At 63.4% G+C, this 16,757-nt stretch carries 16 protein-coding genes; 8 read left to right on the top strand and 8 right to left on the bottom strand.

Annotation, left to right across the window (positions count from 1 at the left end; all coding sequences use genetic code 11):
• Positions 1-56: 56 nt before the first annotated feature.
• Genes mmsA through JWJ88_RS00290 form a run of 7 tightly spaced genes read left to right on the top strand, consistent with a single transcriptional unit; the run spans position 57 to position 6,917 of the window.
• Entirely contained in the window at positions 57-1,631 is a 1,575-nt protein-coding gene (gene mmsA / locus JWJ88_RS00320; RefSeq protein ID WP_205294137.1) for a multiple monosaccharide ABC transporter ATP-binding protein, read from the top strand.
• Complete coding sequence (gene mmsB, locus JWJ88_RS00315) at positions 1,624-2,808, top strand: multiple monosaccharide ABC transporter permease (protein ID WP_205294136.1); 1,185 nt, start codon at positions 1,624-1,626, stop codon at positions 2,806-2,808. The genes mmsA and mmsB overlap by 8 nt, the downstream gene beginning before the upstream one ends.
• Positions 2,805-3,707, top strand: a complete 903-nt coding sequence (locus JWJ88_RS00310) for a 2-dehydro-3-deoxygalactonokinase (RefSeq protein WP_205294135.1) — start codon at positions 2,805-2,807, stop codon at positions 3,705-3,707. Before mmsB ends, JWJ88_RS00310 begins: the two co-directional genes overlap by 4 nt.
• Positions 3,704-4,306: a 2-dehydro-3-deoxy-6-phosphogalactonate aldolase gene (locus JWJ88_RS00305; protein WP_205294134.1), complete on the top strand. Its 603-nt coding sequence runs from the start codon at positions 3,704-3,706 to the stop codon at positions 4,304-4,306. Before JWJ88_RS00310 ends, JWJ88_RS00305 begins: the two co-directional genes overlap by 4 nt.
• The gene (locus JWJ88_RS00300) at positions 4,303-5,145 is read left to right on the top strand and encodes an SMP-30/gluconolactonase/LRE family protein (RefSeq protein ID WP_205294133.1); all 843 of its coding nucleotides are present in this window, start codon (positions 4,303-4,305) and stop codon (positions 5,143-5,145) included. Before JWJ88_RS00305 ends, JWJ88_RS00300 begins: the two co-directional genes overlap by 4 nt.
• A complete protein-coding gene (locus JWJ88_RS00295) occupies positions 5,145-6,146 on the top strand; it encodes an aldose epimerase family protein (RefSeq protein ID WP_205294132.1) in 1,002 nt (333 codons plus the stop codon). Before JWJ88_RS00300 ends, JWJ88_RS00295 begins: the two co-directional genes overlap by 1 nt.
• 48 nt (positions 6,147-6,194) lie before the next feature.
• On the top strand, positions 6,195-6,917 hold the full coding sequence (locus tag JWJ88_RS00290) for a GntR family transcriptional regulator (RefSeq protein WP_205294131.1): 723 nt from the start codon (positions 6,195-6,197) through the stop codon (positions 6,915-6,917).
• A 106-nt stretch (positions 6,918-7,023) separates the two neighbouring features.
• On the opposite strand, the gene JWJ88_RS00285 is transcribed toward JWJ88_RS00290, so the two are convergent.
• The 3 genes from JWJ88_RS00285 to JWJ88_RS00275 all read right to left on the bottom strand — a co-directional run bounded on the left by JWJ88_RS00285 (position 7,024) and on the right by JWJ88_RS00275 (position 10,276).
• Positions 7,024-7,869: an ureidoglycolate lyase gene (locus JWJ88_RS00285; RefSeq protein ID WP_205294130.1), complete on the bottom strand. Its 846-nt coding sequence runs from the start codon at positions 7,867-7,869 to the stop codon at positions 7,024-7,026.
• A 36-nt stretch (positions 7,870-7,905) separates the two neighbouring features.
• On the bottom strand, positions 7,906-8,643 hold the full coding sequence (locus JWJ88_RS00280; RefSeq protein WP_205294129.1) for an SDR family oxidoreductase: 738 nt from the start codon (positions 8,641-8,643) through the stop codon (positions 7,906-7,908).
• A 181-nt stretch (positions 8,644-8,824) separates the two neighbouring features.
• On the bottom strand, positions 8,825-10,276 hold the full coding sequence (locus JWJ88_RS00275; RefSeq protein ID WP_205294128.1) for an aldehyde dehydrogenase family protein: 1,452 nt from the start codon (positions 10,274-10,276) through the stop codon (positions 8,825-8,827).
• Positions 10,277-10,439: 163 nt separating this feature from the next.
• Here JWJ88_RS00275 and JWJ88_RS00270 point away from each other — a divergent pair, with 163 nt between their 5' ends.
• Complete coding sequence (locus JWJ88_RS00270) at positions 10,440-11,096, top strand: peroxiredoxin (protein ID WP_205294127.1); 657 nt, start codon at positions 10,440-10,442, stop codon at positions 11,094-11,096.
• Positions 11,097-11,128: 32 nt separating this feature from the next.
• Here the strand turns inward: JWJ88_RS00270 and JWJ88_RS00265 are convergent, their stop codons facing one another.
• From JWJ88_RS00265 to JWJ88_RS00245, 5 genes are all read right to left on the bottom strand, one after another.
• Positions 11,129-11,938: a glycosyltransferase family 2 protein gene (locus tag JWJ88_RS00265; RefSeq protein WP_205294126.1), complete on the bottom strand. Its 810-nt coding sequence runs from the start codon at positions 11,936-11,938 to the stop codon at positions 11,129-11,131.
• Entirely contained in the window at positions 11,898-12,791 is an 894-nt protein-coding gene (locus tag JWJ88_RS00260; protein ID WP_205294125.1) for a hypothetical protein, read from the bottom strand. Before JWJ88_RS00260 ends, JWJ88_RS00265 begins: the two co-directional genes overlap by 41 nt.
• Before the next feature lie 96 nt (positions 12,792-12,887).
• Positions 12,888-15,035 carry a polyribonucleotide nucleotidyltransferase gene (gene pnp, locus JWJ88_RS00255; RefSeq protein WP_205294124.1) on the bottom strand — a complete coding sequence of 716 codons (2,148 nt, stop codon included), beginning with the start codon at positions 15,033-15,035 and terminating at the stop codon, positions 12,888-12,890.
• Positions 15,036-15,404: 369 nt separating this feature from the next.
• Entirely contained in the window at positions 15,405-15,674 is a 270-nt protein-coding gene (gene rpsO, locus JWJ88_RS00250) for a 30S ribosomal protein S15 (protein WP_205294123.1), read from the bottom strand.
• 144 nt (positions 15,675-15,818) lie between these two features.
• Positions 15,819-16,742, bottom strand: coding sequence for a calcium-binding protein (locus JWJ88_RS00245; RefSeq protein ID WP_205294122.1), 924 nt, complete (start codon positions 16,740-16,742; stop codon positions 15,819-15,821).
• Positions 16,743-16,757: the final 15 nt, after the last annotated feature.

The raw sequence follows: 16,757 nt of genomic DNA, 5'->3' as shown, positions 1-16,757 counted from the left end.
ACGCGCTGCCGCAAAAACTTGCGGCAGCGTCATCCGCATGATCGCAAGGGGTGGCCATGGATGCGATTTTGGAAATGCGGGGGATTTCCAAAGAGTTCCCCGGCGTCAAAGCCCTGGACAATGTCAACATGACCGTGCGGCGCGGCGAGATCCGCGCCCTGGTCGGCGAGAACGGCGCCGGGAAATCCACGCTGATGAAGGTGCTGTCGGGCGTCTATCCGCATGGCAGCTATCAGGGCGATATCCTTTATAATGGCGCGCCCGTCGCCAATCGCTCGATCAAGGACAGCGAAGAACTGGGCATCGTCATCATCCATCAGGAACTGGCACTGGTGCCGCAGATGTCGATTGCCGAGAACATCTTTCTGGGCAACGAGATCGCCGCGCATGGCATCATCGACCGACGCGAGACCAACCGCCGCACCGCCGAGCTGTTGGCGCAGGTCGGCCTGCGCGAAAGCCCGGAAACCAAGGTCGGCGGTCTGGGCATGGGCAAGCAGCAGTTGATCGAGATCGCCAAGGCGCTGTCGAAAAAGGTCGATCTGCTGATCCTGGACGAGCCGACATCGTCGCTGAACGAACATGACAGCGACGCGCTTTTGCGCCTGTTGGCCAGCTTTCGCGATCAAGGCATGACCGCCATTCTGATCTCGCACAAGCTTAACGAGATCAGTCAGGTCTGCGACAGTATCACCGTGCTGCGCGATGGCGCGACGGTGGCACATCACGACGGGATGGTCGGTGAATCGCTGATCATCCGCGACATGGTCGGCCGCTCGATGCACGACCGCTATCCGCCGCGCGAGCCCACTATCGGCGAGGTGGTGATGCAGGTCGAAGGCTGGACCGTGGCCGACCCGGCCCGCGACGGCCGCCCACTGGTCAAGGGCGCCAGTTTCAGCCTGCGGCGCGGAGAGGTGCTGGGCATCGCCGGGCTGATGGGCGCAGGCCGCACCGAACTGGCCATGAGCCTGTTCGGCCGCTCGATGGGCGAATGGAAATCTGGCCGGGTCACGGTTCACGGAAAGCCGGCCGACCTGTCCACCGTGCCGCGCGCCATCAAGGCCGGGCTGGCCTATGTGACCGAGGACCGCAAGTCGCTGGGCCTGATCCTTGATGACACGATCCGCCGCAACATCCCGCTGGCCAATCTTGCCGGGGTCTCGAACCGCGGCGTGGTGGACCGCCAGCGCGAGGGGGCGGTGGCGCGTGATTATCGAAACCGCATCAACATCCGCTCGCCCTCGGTCGAGCAAAGGACAGTGAACCTGTCGGGCGGCAACCAGCAGAAGGTGGTTCTGGCGAAATGGCTGTTCGCCCAACCCGAGATCCTGATCCTGGACGAGCCGACGCGCGGCATCGACGTGGGCGCGAAATATGAAATCTATACCATTGTCCGCGACCTTGCCGCCGCCGGCAAATCGATCATCGTGATATCGTCGGAAATGCCAGAGCTGTTGGGCATCACCGACCGCATTCTGGTCATGAACGAAGGGCGGCTGGTCAGCGAAATGCCCACGTCCGAGGCGACGCAGGAGCGCATCATGCAAGTCATCATCCAATCGGGCAACGACCTGACCGACGAAACCGTCACCCCCGAGGAAATCGAGGCAGAGGCCGCCCATGTCTGACACGACCACCGAACGCCGCGGCGATACTTTCGGCTTCATCCGCCGCAACATCCGCGAATATGGCATCCTTTTCGCGCTGATCGTCATCATGGCCTTCTTTCAGGTCGTGACCGGCGGTATCCTGTTCCGGCCGGTAAACCTGACCAACCTGTTCCTGCAAAACAGCCATATCGTCATCATGGCGGTCGGAATGCTTCTGGTCATCGTCGCCGGTCATATCGACCTGTCGGTCGGCTCGGTCGCGGCATTCGTCGGCGCGCTGGCGGCGCTGATGGTGGTCAGGATGGGATTGCCGATCCCTCTCGTCGTGGTTCTAAGCCTTGCCGCGGGCGCGGTGATCGGCGGCATTCAGGGCTATTGGATCGCCTATTGGAAAATTCCCAGTTTTATCGTCACGCTGGCCGGGATGCTGGTGTTTCGCGGCCTGACAATGTGGACCCTGCAAGGCCAGTCGATCGGCCCCTTCCCGCGCGAGTTCCAGATGATCGCCTCGGGCTTCATTCCCGACGTCTTTGGTCCCGACAAGCCCAACACGCTGTCTCTGGTCCTGGGCTGGGGCGCGGCGCTGACGATCCTGTGGCTGCAAATCCGTGGTCGCCGGCGCGAAGAGGCCGTGGGCATCGTGGACGAGCCTTTTGCCTTTTTCGCCGTCAAGAACGCGCTGATCTTTCTGGCGCTGATCTGGATGACCTGGGTGCTGGCGAATTTCCGTGGCCTGCCCAACGTGTTCATCGTCATGGCGGTTCTGGTGGCGCTTTACGCCTTTATCTCGGAGCGCACGACCATCGGCCGGCGCATCTATGCCATCGGCGGCAATTCCAAGGCCGCCAAACTGTCGGGCATCAACTCGGAACGCGTGGTCTTCATGACCTTCGTGAACATGGGGATGCTAGCGGCGCTGGCGGGGATCGTGGTCGCAGCCCGGCTGAACTCGGCCACGCCCAAGGCCGGCGTCGGGTTCGAGCTTGACGTGATCGCGGCAGTCTTTATCGGCGGCGCCTCGATGGCGGGCGGCGTCGGCACGGTAATCGGCGCTGTCGTCGGCGCCTTCATCATGGGCGTCATGAACAACGGCATGTCGATCCTTGGCATCGGCATCGACTATCAGCAAGTCATCAAGGGGCTGGTGCTGATGGCCGCTGTGATCTTCGACGTCTCGAACAAGAGCAAGTCGTGACGCCCGACTGGATCGCCCTTGATTGGGGAACCACGCGGCTGCGCGCCTGGGCGATGCAAGGTGCGCAGGTGCTTACCTCTCGCGCCTCGGATCGCGGCATGGGCAGCCTTGCCCCGGCAGCGTTCGAACAGGCGCTGCTTGACCTGATCGCCGACTGGCTGCCCGAACAGGGCCGGATGCGCATCATCGCCTGCGGCATGGTCGGGGCCCGTGGCGGCTGGGTCGAGGCACAGTATCGCGCCGTCCCCTGCCCGCCCATCGACCCACGGCAGGCGGTCAACGCCCCCGCCCGCGACCCCCGGCTGGACATTCGTATCCTGCCCGGCCTGTCGCAGGCCGCCCCACCGGATGTGATGCGCGGAGAGGAAACCCAGATCGCCGGCTTTCTGGCCCAGAACCCCGGTTTCGACGGCGCGCTCTGCCTGCCCGGCACGCACAGCAAATGGGTCCGCCTGTCGCAGGGCAGGGTCGAACGCTTCCGCAGTTTCATGACCGGAGAGTTGTTTTCGCTGCTCGCCCGGCAATCTGTGCTGCGGCTGACCATCGACACGGCCAAGCCCGACCCGGCCGCCTTTGCCGAGGCAGGGGCATCGGCACTGACCGACCTCCACGCCGCGCAATCAGGGCTGTTTGCCCTGCGCGCCGATGCACTGTTGCACGGGCTGTCCCCGGAAAAGGCAGCGGGTCGGCTTTCGGGGTTGCTGATCGGGGCCGAGCTTGCGGCGGCGCAGGACTTCTGGCGGGCCGGGCCCAGCGTGATCATAGGCGCACCCGACCTGACGCGGCTTTACCAAACCCTGCTGCTGGCAGCGGGCGCGCAGGCATGTCAAAAGGATGGGGCAGCCTTGGCTCTGGCCGGGCTCACCGCTGCCGGCCTTCACTTGCAGGGGGAAACATGACCCAACCCATCATCGCCATCCTGCGCGGGCTGACCCCGCCCGAGGCCCTGCCCATCGCCCATGCCCTGCTTGAGGCCGGAATCGACCGGATCGAGGTGCCGCTGAACTCGCCCGATCCGCTGGACAGCATTCGCCTGATGGCGACCGCGCTGTCCGGGCAAGCGACCATCGGCGCGGGCACGGTGCTGACGGTGGATCAGGTCGCGCGCGTGGCCGATGCCGGAGGGCGGATGATCGTCTCGCCCAACACCGATCCGGCGGTGATCCGCGCGACCCGGGCGCGGGGTCTGCAATCCTGGCCCGGCGTCTTTACCGCCACCGAATGCTTTGCCGCCATCGCCGCGGGCGCGACGGGGCTGAAGCTGTTTCCAGCCGATCAGGCCGGCACCGGCACGCTCAGGGCGCTGCGCGCAGTGCTGCCGCAGGACATCCCGGTTTATGCCGTTGGGGGCGCGGGCCCCGAAAACTTTGCCGAATGGTGGCAGGCCGGGGCGCAGGGCTTTGGCATCGGCAGTGCCCTTTATCGCCCCGGCGACAGCGCCCAGACGGTCACCGCCCGCGCACGCGCGATCATGGCGGCGTTGCAGGCACTGGCATGAGCGCGCAGGTCTTCGACCCGCGCATCTGCACCTTGGGCGAAGGCGCATTCTGGCACCCCGAACGCGCCCAGCCCTTCTGGTTCGACATCCTTGGCCGCAAGCTCATGTCGCGTCAGGACGGGACCGAGCTGGAATGGCAGTTCGAAGAAATGGTCTCGGCTGCGGGCTGGATCGACCGCGACCACCTGCTGATCGCCAGCGAAACCGAGCTCATCCGCTTTGGCCTGCGTGACGGCCACCGGGAACGGCTGGTCGCGCTAGAGGCAGACCGGCCCCACAACCGCTCGAACGACGGGCGGGCCGATCCCTTGGGGGGATTCTGGATCGGAACCATGGCGCATGATGCCGGGGCTGGAAAAGGCGCGATCTATCGGTATTTTGGCGGCGAACTGCGCCTGTTGCGGGGAAATATGTCCATCCCGAATGCTATCTGCTTTTCTCCTGACGGGCGTCTGGCCTATTTCGCCGACACCGCCGCACAAACCGTCTGGTCGCAAGATCTGGACGAAGACGGCTGGCCCTCTGCCGAGGCGCAGGTGTTTCTGGACCTGACAGGCACCGACCAGTTTCCCGATGGCGCCGTCACCGACCGGCAGGGCCGGTTCTGGAACGCCCGCTGGGGCAGCGGCTCGGTCGCCTGCCATGCCCCCGACGGCCGCCTGTTGCACCGCCTGACCCTGCCAGCCAGCCAACCAAGCTGCCCGGCCTTTGGCGGGCCTGATCTTTCGCAACTGATCGTCACCAGCGCAGCCGAGGGCGTGCACGGCCCGCAGGATGGCCGGACATGGTTGCTGGACCCCGGCACGCAAGGCCGGCCCGAACCACCGGTCAAAGTCTGATGCCGGAAAAATTCGGCACGCTTGCGGATGGCAGGCCGGTGATGCGGGCAACGATCTCGGGTCACGGGCTGACGGCCTCTTTCATCACGCTGGGCGCCTCGCTTCAGGATCTGCGGCTGACCGGAGTGGGTCATTCTCTGGTGTTGGGTTTTCCCGAACTGGACCCTTATCTGGACGAAGGCCGCTATTTCGGTGCGGTGATCGGACGCTATGCCAATCGCATTGCCCAAGGCCGTGCCATGATTGACGGACATGAATGGCAGCTCGACCGTAACCAGGACGGACGCCACCTGTTGCACGGCGGCAGCGACGGCTGCGGCACCCGCAACTGGATGCTGGCCGATTGGGACAAAAGCTCGGTGGCGCTGGCCGATTATCTGCCTTCGGGACATATGGGCTTTCCCGGCGCGATGCTGATCCGGGCGACCTATTCCATCCTTCCCGGCCCTATCCTGATGCTGACGATACTTGCCACGTCCGAGGACACCACCCTGTGCAATTTCGCCCAGCACAGCTATTTCAATCTCGACGGCGCGGAAACCGTGGCGGATCACAGGCTGACCGTCCCGGCCGAAAACTACCTGCCGGTGGATGCCGATATGATCCCGCTTGGGGCGCCCGCCCCGGTTCAAGGGACGCATCTGGATTTCCGCAGCCCTGTCACGCTGGGCGGGCGACTTGGCGGGCCGAGGATCGACCATAACCTCTGCATCTCGACGCAACGCCGGACCACACCGCGCAAGGTTGCCGTGCTTCAGGCAGGTGGGCTGATGATGAGCCTGCGCTCAACCGAACCCGGCCTTCAGGTCTATGCCGGCCAGCACCTGACGCCCGGCGCGGCCGGAGTGGACGGCCGGCCCTATGGCCGCCACGCCGGCATCGCGCTGGAATCGCAGCTTTGGCCCGACGCGCCGAACCATCCAGCCTACCCCACGACGATTCTGGAACCCGGCCAGCTTTACCGCCAGACCACGGTGATGAGCTTCCATCCCAGCCCATAAGGTTGACGCAAGGTCGATCTCCGAACTAATGCGGGACAGGGAGGATACATGGACCCCGCATCGCCGCAAACCCTTGCCGCAACGGCGGCGCAAACGCCCTTCGGGGCACAGTTGCACACCCGTCTGCGCAAACGCATCATTCGTGGCGAACTGCCGCCCGGCACACGGCTCTCCGAACAGGAAATCGCCGGTCAATACGCTTTGTCGCGCCAGCCCGTGCGCGAGGCCTTCATCCGCCTCGCCGGCGAGGGGCTTCTGGAAATCCGACCACAGCGCGGCACATTCGTGACCCCGATCGACATGGAATGGGTGCTCTGCACGCGTTTCATTCGCGAATCGGTCGAATCCGACATCGTGCGCCTGGCTGCGGTTCAGGCACTGCCGCAGGACCACGAGGCGCTATTTTGCCAAATCGCCCGGCAAGAGGCCGAATCCGACCCCGCCGCCCTGACCCAGCTAGACGAGGAATTCCACGCCACTCTGGCCGGGATTGCGGGCAAGGCAATGGTCTGGAGCCACCTGCAGCAAATGAAGATGCATCTGGACCGCGCCCGCCACCTGCTGGCCGCAATGACGCCCAAGGACATCATGCTGGATCAGCATCGCAACCTGGCCCTGGCCATCGCCGCCGGCGACCCCGACCGCGCCGAAACAGCAATACGCGGGCATCTGCGCCGGGTGCTGATGGACCTGCCGGGGGTGCTGCGGCTGTCGCCCGACTATTTCACCCGCACGGAATCGCTCGCTGAAACCCTGGCCGCCGAAAGCTGAAAGACAGCACCTCAACAACCTCACACCCAACCGGCGGCAAAACCCTCGCCCGGCTCAGAACTACCGGCTGCTTCTTCGTTGCTCAAATACCCCTGCGACCGTGCCGTTAATCAGAGCGCCGCACCCTCTGGCGCTGCTCGCCCAGGCCGGTAATGCCCAACCGCATCACTTCGCCGCCCCTCAGGAACACAGGTGGTTTTTGCCCCATGCCGACACCGGGCGGCGTGCCGGTGGTGATCACATCCCCCGGCAACAACGTCATCAACCGCGAGCAATAGGCGACAATCTCGGCCACGCCAAAGATCATCGTCCGGGTCGAACCCTCCTGACAGCGCCGACCGTCCAGTTCCAGCCACAGATCCAGCGCCTGTGGATCGGGGATCTCGTCGCGCGTGACGAGCCAGGGACCGATCGGGCCGAATGTGTCGAAACCCTTGCCCTTGTCCCAGGTGCCGCCGCGCTCGGCCTGCCATTCCCGCTCGCTGATGTCATTGACCACGCAATAGCCCGCGACATGATCCAGCGCCGCCGCTTCGGCAAGCTGGCTGGCGCGCTGGCCGATGACCACGCCCAGTTCCACCTCCCAATCGGTTTTCTGCGCCCCGGGTGGGATCACGACATCGTCGTCCGGCCCGATGATGCAGCTGGTCCATTTGCTGAACACCACCGGCTCGGTCGGCACCGGCAGGCCGGCCTCGGCCGCATGATCGGCGTAGTTCAGCCCGATGGCAACGAATTTCGGCACATGGCCGACGCAGGCTCCCAGCCGCGGCTGGCCTGAGACGATGGGCAGCCCGTCCAGATCCAGCGCCGCGATCCTTGCCAGCCCGGCCGGGGTAAGCGCATCGCCGGCGATATCGGGGATATGGGCGGAAAGGTCGCGGATGCGGCCTTCGGCATCCAGCAGCCCCGGTTTTTCCTGACCCGGCGGGCCATAGCGAAGCAGCTTCATTCCGTATCCTTTCGCATATTCAATCCCTGCCGCCCGTCAGCCGCGCCCGACAAAGGGCATGTTCGTCGCCATCACGGTCATATGCAGCACATTCGCGCCTTCGGGCATGCTGGCCATATGCAGCACCGCATCAGCCACATTGGCCGCATCCATCGCCGGCTCGACCCGGACCGAGCCATCGGCCTGCGGCGCGCCCCGCGTCACCACGGCCTCGACCATCTCGGTCATGGCATTGCCGGCGTCGATCTGGCCGCAGGCGATGTTGAAGGGCCGCCCGTCCAGTGCCAGGGTGCGCGTCAGCCCGGTCACCGCATGTTTCGACACCGTATAGGGAACCGAGCCGGGACGTGGTGCCTCGGCAGCGATCGAGCCGTTATTGATGATCCGCCCGCCCATCGGGTCCTGCCGCCGCATCTGCCGGAATGCCGCGCGGGCGCACAGGAACATGCCGTCGATGTTCACCCCGGCGATGCCGCGCCACTCCTGCCATGAAATCTCGTCGATGAGGCGCGAAATCAGGATCGATCCGGCATTGTTGAACAGCACGTCCAGCCGGCCCCATTCCGCGACCGCGCGGGCAAAGGCCGCATCGACCGCAGCCTCATCCGTCACATCGCAGGGCAGGACCAACGCGCCCGGATGGCCCGCCGCCGTCTCGACCAGCGTTGCTTCGCGGCGTCCGATCAGCCCGACCTGCCAGCCGGCCTCAAGAAACCGGCGGGCCGTGACGCGGCCGATACCGCTGCCGCCGCCGGTGATCAGGATGTTTTTCATCTATGCGCTCCCCTCACCCTTCATGGCGCGGATGCTATAGCATTTTCAGCAACGGTGGATACCGGTTTTGCGCATGAAAATACGCAAGAACAAAGAGCTACAGCACCCCGACAACTCAATGGATTGCAGAAATGCCGTAGCGGCAAGGAAAAGGGCCGCCCCGAAAGACGGCCCAACCCGATCAGGCATCCGGGTCCCAACCGCTGATCTGCTTGCTGTCCATGAACTCCTCCAGCCCCCAGACGCCGCCTTCGCGCGCACGGCCGGATGCCTTGACGCCGCCGAAGGCCGCGCCCCTGCCCCGGCTCTTGCCGTTCGTCTCGATCATGCCTGCGCACAGCTTGCGCGCCAGCCGGTTGCGGCGCGCGCCATCGCTGGTCTGGACGTAATTCGTCAGGCCATAGATCGTGTCGTTGGCGATGGCGACCGCCTCTTCCTCACTGTCGAAGGGCATGATCGAAAGCACCGGGCCAAAGATTTCCTGCCGGGCGATGGTCATGTCGTTGGTGACGTCGGCAAAGACCGTCGGACGCACGAAATAGCCGCGATTGACGCCTTCGGGCAGGCCGGGACCGCCGGCGACAAGGCGGGCGCCCTCGTCGATGCCCTTCTGGATCAGGTCCTGGATCTTGTCCCATTGCTGCTTGCTGACCACCGGACCGATATGCCGCCCCGGCTGATGCGCCGTCGCCACGGCGGTTTCCTCGGCCACCTTCCTGGCCTGCTCGACGGCGGTTTCGTAAAAGGACCGCTCGACCAGCATCCGCGTCGGCGCATTGCAGGACTGACCGCTGTTGTTGAAGCAGTGCCGCGCCCCGCGCGTGACCGCCTTGTCATCGGCATCGGCAAAGACCAGGTTCGCGCCCTTGCCGCCCAGTTCCAGCGCCACCTTTTTCAGCGTGTCGGCGGCAGCCTTGGTGATGGCGATCCCGGCGCGGGTCGAGCCGGTAAAGCTGATCATATCCACGTCGGGATGCGTTGAAAGCTGCGTGCCCACGCCCGCGCCATCGCCGTTCACCATGTTATAGACGCCCGCAGGCAGTCCGGCCTCGTCCACGATTTCGGTAAAGACGATCGAGGACAGCGGCGCGATCTCGCTGGGTTTCAGCACCACCGTATCACCGGCCAGAAGCGCGGGGATCACCTTCAGCGTGACCTGGTTCATCGGCCAGTTCCAGGGGGTGATCAGCCCGACCACGCCGACCGGCTCCCATGCCACCATGCTGCCCGGGGCATGCGGACCCAGAGGGCGGACGAACTCGAAATTCTTGAACGCCTCGATGAAGGTTTCGATGTGATAGGAGCCAGCGGCCGTCTGGTCGTTCAGCGACATATCCTGCGGCGCGCCCATCTCGGCACTGATGGCGGCGGCCATGTCGGGGGCACGGCGCTTGTAGATTTCCAGGATTTTCTCGACATGGGCCAGCCGCTCGGCAGGGGGTGTGGTCGACCATGCCGGGAAGGCCGCCTTGGCCGCAGCCACGGCTGCATCGGTATCGGCCTGACCGCCCAGACTGATGACCGCCACCGCCTCTTCGGTCGAAGGGTCGATCACTTCCAGGTCGCGCGGCTGGCTGGGCGCCACCCATTCGCCATTGATGTAGAATTTCCGCTTGTCGGCAAGTCCGGCCATCAGAGCCTCCCATTGATCTGTGATTTCCGGCACACTGGCACCCACGGGACCGGGCTGCAAGCCGCAGCCGCAGGCAATATTTTATCACGACCGAACTGATCGAGTTGGACAAATCGCCGCAGATACTTATCTTGGCGCAGGAGACCAACCGAAAGGATCCGACATGTCCCTGCGCATCAACGACATTGCCCCCGACTTCACCGCGAATTCGACCGAGGGCCCGATCAGCTTTCACGACTGGATCGGCGACAGCTATGCGATCCTGTTCTCGCATCCGCGCGATTTCACGCCGGTTTGCACCACGGAATTCGGCGTGGTGGCGCAACTGATCCCCGAGTTCGAGAAGCGCGGCACCAAGGTTCTGGGCGTTTCGGTCGATTCGGCCGAAGATCATGGCAAATGGAAGGCCGATATCGAAAAGGTCGCCGGTGTCCCGGCAAATTTCGCCATCATCGACGATTCCGACCTTACGGTCGCCAAGGCCTATGACATGCTGCCGGCCGATTACTATCTGCCGACCGAGGGGCGCACACCGCAGCATTCCGCCACGGTTCGCACGGTCTTCATCATCGGCCCGGACAAGAAGGTGCGGCTGACCATGACCTATCCGATGTCGGTGGGCCGCAACTTTGCCGAGATCCTGCGGGCGCTGGATGCGGTGCAAAAGACCGACGGCGTGCCGTTGGCCACGCCCGCGAACTGGGTGCCGGGTCAGGACGTGATCGTGGCCCTGGCACTGGACGACGCGGCAGCCGAGGCGAAATACGGCCAGCTGAACAAGACGCTGCCCTATCTGCGCTTTGCCAAGGACCCGGCGTAAGCGCGACTGGCCGGCGGGGCGCCCTGCCCCGCCTAATACCCTTTTACATCAGTTGGTTCGACGGGCGGGATGCGTTCCATCGCCACATACTCATAGCGCTTTGCCTCGGTCAGGAAAGAATAGATGGCCCCCTTGGCGCAATGAATGAACCCCGGCCAGCCGCAGCGCCACAGCCCGTAGGTTACATACCAGCGCAGAAAAAACAGCGGCGGACTGATCAGCATCTTCCACGGTCGCGGCTTTATGCCCCGCTGTTGTTTCATCTTTGCCTTCAGCGTCGAGTATTTGTTTTCCTTGAGCATCTGTTCGTGCAGCACGATGGGGCTGAAATGCAAAAGGCCTCCCGACGCAGCCTTTTTCACAACGCCGTCGATCTGTATCCCCTCATGCACAAGGTCGGTGGTGTTGAACCGCCCCTTGCCGCGGCGAAACAGCCGGTTGTGATAGCGTTCATGTGACGAAGGCGGCACATACCCATAACCATTCAGATAATCATAGCGGGTGATCTTCCAGCCATTCACCGCGGGATCGGCCAGAAGCGCAGGGAAGAGTTCCGCAAGGGCCGGACTGACCCGCTCATCACTATCGATACTGAAACACCACTCTTGTGTGCATTGCTCCAACGCGAATTGCTTTTGCGCACCAAAGCCGCGCCAATCCTCGTGCAGGATGCGCAAGGGCAACCCTTCGGCCCGAAGCCGTTCCAGAATGTCCAGCGTGGCATCGGTCGAACCGGAATCCACAACCACGATTTCGGCGCAGAACGAGACGCTGCGGATGCAGTTCTCGATCACATGCGCCTCATTCTGGCAGATGATGAAGGCAGAGACGGGAAGGGTCATTTCCAAGGTCCGTTAGGGAAAGCGAAGAAGCAAGGAACTCGCGGCATTTCAGGGTGTTAAACCGTCTCTTCTGGCTTGTTCGATCAGATCGGCCATGAATGAGCCCTCGGGCATACGCCCCCCCATGATGTTCGGCAAGATACGCGCGCATCAGTCCGCCCCAAAGATGCAGGCCGTAGGCATTGGCGGGAAGCTCAGAGAGCGTCAGCCCGCCCGGAGTGATAAACCGTGTCATTTCACTGATAGGCACGGCATAGAACGTATCGACCGGCATGGCATACCGAATCTCGCCTGTCTGGCGCAAAAAGTGTGTCAGCGCATGCGGCCCGATGCTGCCCCAGGGCCAGACATCGATAGGAAGACCGCGCCCCATACCGCGCAGCCAGTATTTCCACTTGCGAAGGCCCTTCAACAGCGGAGGCGTGGCAACGGTATCTTCATTGAATTTCAGCAGTTCTCGAAGAGCGGCAGATTCGCGTGGCATGCGAAACACGGCACAATTCACCGATCCGGCGGTATCTTCGAAACCAAAGACATACGGCGTCTCGAAATCGAACTTCTTTAGGGCAATTATGTCGAGATCGACCCAGATCTTGTCGGTTCGATCCACCAAAGCATACCGAAACAAATCCGAATGCAACGCCGGGCTACCGCTGCGGCGGTGACGAACAATACGTCTGGTGGGTAGCACCTCAGCAGCGTCACGATTCTCGACGCCAGAGGGCAGGTTGGAGACAGGCTCGTAGCTATAAACCGTCAGCCGGTGCCCATGCCGCAAAAAGGAATGGATGCTGGCGATCTCAATATCGCCAAGTGTCCCACCGATCCAAAGGCTGGCAATGTCTCTGTCCATCCAATCGTCCTTCGGGCGCGGAGAAAACAACAGCCGCTGGCAGGAATGGGGAAAGACCCGGATGACTCCGGATCTTTCCAGCCTTTCACAGAAAAATCAGCCCTCGGCCGTTTCTTCTTTCTTCTCGGGCGCGATTTCCTCGCCCGTTTCCTGATCGACCATCTTCATGCCAAGGCGCACCTTGCCGCGGTCGTCAAAGCCCAGCAACTTGACCTTGACCTCCTGGCCTTCCTTCAGCACCTCGTTGGGGTGGTTCAGGCGCTTGTTGGCGATCTGGGACACGTGGACCAGACCGTCGCGCTTGCCGAAGAAGTTCACGAAAGCGCCGAAATCGACCAGTTTCACGACCTTGCCGATATAGACCTTGCCCTCTTCGGGCTCGGCCACGATCGAATAGATCATGTCATAGGCCTTCTTGATCGAATCGGCGTTGGCAGAGGCAATCTTGATGGTGCCGTCGTCGCTGATGTCGACTTTGGCGCCCGAGGTCTCGACGATCTCGCGGATCACCTTGCCACCCGAGCCGATCACTTCACGGATCTTGTCGGTCGGAATGGTCATCGTCTCGATGCGCGGGGCATGGGCGCTGAACTCGTTGCGACCTTGCGACAGGGCCTTGGACATTTCGCCCAGGATGTGCAGCCGGCCGTCCTTGGCCTGTGCCAACGCCTGTTCCATGATCTCGGGCGTGATGCCCGCAACCTTGATGTCCATTTGCAGGCTGGTGATGCCGTTCTCGGTCCCGGCGACCTTGAAGTCCATGTCGCCCAGGTGATCTTCATCGCCCAGGATGTCGGTCAGCACGGCCCAGCGGCCGTCTTCCTCAAGGATCAGGCCCATGGCGACACCGGCGACCGGCGCCTTCAGCGGCACGCCCGCATCCATCATCGCCAGCGAGCCGCCGCAGACCGAAGCCATGGAGGACGAGCCGTTCGATTCGGTGATCTCGCTGACCAGCCGGATGGTATAGGGGAAATCGGTCGGCGCCGGCAGCACGGCTTGCAGTGCGCGCCATGCCAGCTTGCCATGGCCGATCTCACGACGGCCGGGGCTGCCCACGCGGCCAACCTCGCCCACCGAATAGGGCGGGAAGTTATAGTGCAGCAGGAAGTTCGAGCGGGAATTCCCGTGCAGCGCGTCGATGATCTGTTCGTCATCGCCGGTGCCCAGCGTGGTCACGACCAGTGCCTGGGTCTCGCCACGCGTGAACAGCGACGAACCGTGGGTGCGCGGCAGGAAGCTGACTTCCACGTCGATCGGGCGAACGGTGGTGTTGTCGCGGCCATCGATACGCGGGCTGCCGTCGATGATGCCACCGCGCAGGATGCCCGATTCCAGCTTTTTCAGCGCCGAGCCAAGGTTCGGGTCAAGCCGCTCTTCCTCGGTCAGACCTTCAAGAACCTTGACCTTGACGGCTTCGATGGCGTCGCGGCGCTCGCCCTTGTCACGGATGGCGTAGGCGGCGGCCATCCCGGCCTCGCCCAGCGATTTCACGCGGGCGTAAAGCGCGCTGTAATCCGGGGCTGCAAAGTCGAAAGGCTCTTTGGCGGCGGCTTCCGCCAACGAGATGATCAGGTCGATCACCGGCTGCATCGCCTCGTGGCCGAATTTGACCGCGCCCAGCATCTCGGCTTCGGTCAGTTCATAGGCCTCGGATTCGACCATCATCACCGCATCGCGGGTGCCGGCAACGACAAGATCCAGCCGCTGCTCGGGGTTCAGGCGCAGGTGGTCCATGTCCTGAACTTCCGGGTTCAGCACATATTCGCCATTGGCAAAGCCGACGCGCGCGGCAGCGATCGGGCCCATGAAAGGCACGCCCGAAATGGTCAGCGCGGCCGAGGCGGCAATCATCGCGACGATATCGGGGTCGTTGACCAGATCGTGGCTCAGCACCGTGCACATCACCAGAACTTCGTGTTTGAAGCCGGGGACGAACAGCGGGCGGATCGGCCGGTCGATCAGGCGGGCGGTCAGCGTCTCTTTTTCCGAGGGCCGCGCTTCGCGCTTGAAGAAGCCGCCGGGGATCTTGCCCGCGGCATAGTATTTTTCTTGATAATGCACCGTCAGGGGAAAGAAGTCCTGACCGGGCTTGGGTTCCTTGGCGAAAGTGACGTTGGCCATGACGCTGGTTTCGCCCAAGGTGGCGATAACCGAGCCGTCGGCCTGACGGGCAACCTTGCCCGTTTCCAGCGTGAGCGTTTCCTGGCCCCACTGGATGGATTTCTTCACTTCATCAAACATCTGGTTTCCTCTGGCGACGCTCCGGCCCTCCGGTCGCGCCCCGTGTCAAATGGCGGCCCCATTGCCGCCGCCCCTATCCTTCGCATGTGCCCCGGGGCCTGGCGTCACGTCACAGATGGAGACGCCCCATACAGCAAAACAAGGGCCATGGAAAGCGTTTTGGCGGCAGCCGGCGTACCCATGGCGGACCGGAACGATGGGTGCGCGGGTCGGCGCCCACCCGTAATGCTGTCGGGTGATGGCATTCAGTCATGCGCCGCGCGACCCACCGGGATGCAAACGGAAACGCCCGCAGCTTTCGCCACGGGCGGTCGTCTGGCAACCACGAGGTCGCGCTAAAGGCTGCGCGTTCGGCGCAGGCCGCCTTTGTCAGCGGCGCAGGCCCAGCTTGCCGATCAGCGCGGTGTAACGGGCTTCGTCCTTGCCCTTCAGATAGTCCAGCAGCTTGCGGCGCTGTGCGACCAGCTTCAGCAGGCCCCGACGCGAGTGGTTGTCTTTCTTGTGGGTCTTGAAATGCTCGGTCAGCGTAACGATGCGCGAGGTCAGGATTGCGACCTGAACCTCGGGCGAGCCGGTGTCGCCCTTCGCGGTTGCGAATTCAGCCATCACGCGGTTCTTTTCTTCAACAGTGATCGACATCGGGGTCTCCTTTCGGGATCAAAGGGTTATGGCACAGGCCGGGATGTCGTCCAGCGCAGGCCCATGGAGAAACCCGCCAGAATCGTTCAGGCGGATGCGGGCGTATAGGCGGAATCAGCCCCAAAGGAAAGGGTTTTCGGTCGCTCAGCCGGGCGCGATCCGGGTCAGGGTGATATCGGCAATGCGCAACCCGTCGGCCAGCAGCACCCGCGCGACGGCCAGCCCATCCAGCCGGAGCATCGCCGAACCATCTGCCTCACGCTCCAGCACGACCACAGGCGGCGTGCCGGCACCCAGATCCTGCCAGCGCAGCTCGATCCGGTCCTGATGCGGGTCGAAATCGGCGATGACCGGCAGGTTTTCTCCGGGATCGTCCAGATTTTCCCCCGACACGTCGAACAGAAACAAATCCTCATCTCCTCCCCCCTCGGCGAAATCGCCGGGGCCGGGCTGCAACGTATCCCGACCCGCATCGCCATATAGCCAAGCCCGGTCAGGATGGTTCGAGCCGATCAGCAGATCGTCCCCCTCTCCGCCGTCCAGGTTGTCCGCGCCCTGCCCTGCGACCAGCGTGTCGCTGCCGGATTCGCCCCAGATCCAGTCGTTGCCAACGCCACCAGTCAGGGAATCGTCGCCATCGCCACCAAGGATGGTATCGTCACCGGGACCGCCGTGGATGGTGTCGTTGCCGCCCTGCCCTGCCAGATAGTCGTTGCCGGCACCCCCACGGAGGGAATCATCGCCGCCTTGGCCGAAATCCCCATCGCCATAAATCCAGTCGGCGCCATCGCCGCCCAATAGCGTGTCATTGCCCAGCCCGCCGTGCAGATCGTCGTTTCCGCCACAGCCATTCAGCAGATCATCGCCTTCGCCTCCGGCCAGCCAGTCCGCCCCTTCACTGCCCTCGACAACAAGCCCGGCTGGCAGGTTGGGTTCATCGGCTTCGGGGTTTCGCGGATGGTCGAAGTCGTCGGTATCCGTATCCTCATTGACGCTGCGAGCTTGCGAGGTTGCGTCCACTGCCAAAACCGCGAACAGGACACTGACCACACTGCTCAGCAAAAACATGGCGCCACCCAGACA

It is taken from the genome of Paracoccus methylovorus (genome assembly GCF_016919705.1).
Lineage (GTDB): Bacteria > Pseudomonadota > Alphaproteobacteria > Rhodobacterales > Rhodobacteraceae > Paracoccus > Paracoccus methylovorus.
The sequence above is the reverse complement of the archived record's forward strand: the minus strand, read 5'-3'. Positions and strand labels throughout refer to the sequence as shown.

Bases quoted from the DNA above. Each gene is read 5' to 3' on its own strand.
- JWJ88_RS00280 (WP_205294129.1), bottom strand. From the start codon at position 8,643: ATGAAAAACATCCTGATCACCGGCGGCGGCAGCGGTATCGGCCGCGTC.
- JWJ88_RS00300 (WP_205294133.1), top strand. From the start codon at position 4,303: ATGAGCGCGCAGGTCTTCGACCCGCGCATCTGCACCTTGGGCGAAGGC.
- mmsA (WP_205294137.1), top strand. From the start codon at position 57: ATGGATGCGATTTTGGAAATGCGGGGGATTTCCAAAGAGTTCCCCGGC.
- JWJ88_RS00285 (WP_205294130.1), bottom strand. From the start codon at position 7,869: ATGAAGCTGCTTCGCTATGGCCCGCCGGGTCAGGAAAAACCGGGGCTG.
- JWJ88_RS00270 (WP_205294127.1), top strand. From the start codon at position 10,440: ATGTCCCTGCGCATCAACGACATTGCCCCCGACTTCACCGCGAATTCG.
- JWJ88_RS00295 (WP_205294132.1), top strand. From the start codon at position 5,145: ATGCCGGAAAAATTCGGCACGCTTGCGGATGGCAGGCCGGTGATGCGG.
- mmsB (WP_205294136.1), top strand. From the start codon at position 1,624: ATGTCTGACACGACCACCGAACGCCGCGGCGATACTTTCGGCTTCATC.
- JWJ88_RS00245 (WP_205294122.1), bottom strand. From the start codon at position 16,742: ATGTTTTTGCTGAGCAGTGTGGTCAGTGTCCTGTTCGCGGTTTTGGCA.
- JWJ88_RS00265 (WP_205294126.1), bottom strand. From the start codon at position 11,938: ATGACCCTTCCCGTCTCTGCCTTCATCATCTGCCAGAATGAGGCGCAT.
- JWJ88_RS00305 (WP_205294134.1), top strand. From the start codon at position 3,704: ATGACCCAACCCATCATCGCCATCCTGCGCGGGCTGACCCCGCCCGAG.
- JWJ88_RS00290 (WP_205294131.1), top strand. From the start codon at position 6,195: ATGGACCCCGCATCGCCGCAAACCCTTGCCGCAACGGCGGCGCAAACG.
- JWJ88_RS00275 (WP_205294128.1), bottom strand. From the start codon at position 10,276: ATGGCCGGACTTGCCGACAAGCGGAAATTCTACATCAATGGCGAATGG.
- rpsO (WP_205294123.1), bottom strand. From the start codon at position 15,674: ATGTCGATCACTGTTGAAGAAAAGAACCGCGTGATGGCTGAATTCGCA.
- pnp (WP_205294124.1), bottom strand. From the start codon at position 15,035: ATGTTTGATGAAGTGAAGAAATCCATCCAGTGGGGCCAGGAAACGCTC.
- JWJ88_RS00260 (WP_205294125.1), bottom strand. From the start codon at position 12,791: ATGGACAGAGACATTGCCAGCCTTTGGATCGGTGGGACACTTGGCGAT.